We start from the raw sequence: 995 nt of genomic DNA on the forward strand, positions 1-995 counted from the left end.
AGTCGTTAGTTGTTGCGTCGGACTGCCAGCAGTGCAGCCGCGATGAGCGCGATGACAGCGACGATGGCACCGAAGCCGGGTCCGCCACCCGTCGTGGTGTCAGTCGCCGTTGCCGTCTCCGTGGCCGTCGGCTCTGCGGTTGCCGTCGGTTCGGGGGTCGGCTCTGCGGTTGCCGTGTCCGTCGGCGTCGGCTCGTCCGTTGCCGTCGGTTCCGGCGTTGCAGTCTCGACCGACTCCACAATCTCGACGTCGACCGTGTCAGAGTTGTAGGAGTCGTCGGCTTCGAGGGTGTAGGTGCCCGTTTGGACGTCCTCGAGTTCTATCGAGACCATGTACTGGCCGTCGTAGCCCCAGTCTTCGGTCGTCGTCAGTGCGACCGAGTCGCCGTCCTGGGTCAGCAGTTCGACGGTGATGGAGTTGTCGTCCGGTCGCAGGTTCGTGCGACCTTCGACGACCATCTCGTCGTCAACGCCGACCGGGTTCACGCCCGAAGCCTGCATGCCGTCGGGGTAGACCGAGCCGATGGTCGTTCGCGAGTCCGCGAGGCGGAACTGCGAGGTGACCATGCGGTCGTCGCTGGCGACTGCTTCCGTCGTCTGGTCGGTGAGTCGCGCACGGACCTGCTGGCCCGTCAGCGATTCGTCACCGAGGAAGTCGACGAAGGAGCTGAGGTTGCTGTAAGCGTCGTTACCGGAGTACTGCGCGAGGCCACCGTCACCGAACTCGGAGTCCCGGCCGGTCGTCAGCACGTGTGCGCTGACCTGACCTTCCTGGAGGTTCGAGCCGATGCTCAGGTCCTCTTCGTCGAACGTGTTGTCGTCGTCGGTCGTGATGTCCGTGTAGTGGGTGTTCCCACGCTCGTCAACGAAGACGAACGCCACGGTGTTGGAACCGAGCGACGTACCGGTCACGTTCACTTCGTTATCGTCGGTCGAGACCTGACCGCCGATAGTGTTGAACGTCGCGCTGAGTTCGGTGTCGGTCACGCGCAGCGA

General features: G+C 64.1%; 1 protein-coding gene. It reads right to left on the reverse strand.

Annotation, left to right across the window (positions count from 1 at the left end):
- Nucleotides 1-5 precede the first annotated feature (5 nt).
- Nucleotides 6-995 (reverse strand): PGF-CTERM sorting domain-containing protein (locus ACQUSQ_RS14850; protein ID WP_435070316.1); only part of this gene is annotated, 990 nt, incomplete at its 5' end.

This window comes from Haloplanus sp. C73, from assembly GCF_051195115.1.
Lineage (GTDB): Archaea > Halobacteriota > Halobacteria > Halobacteriales > Haloferacaceae > Haloplanus.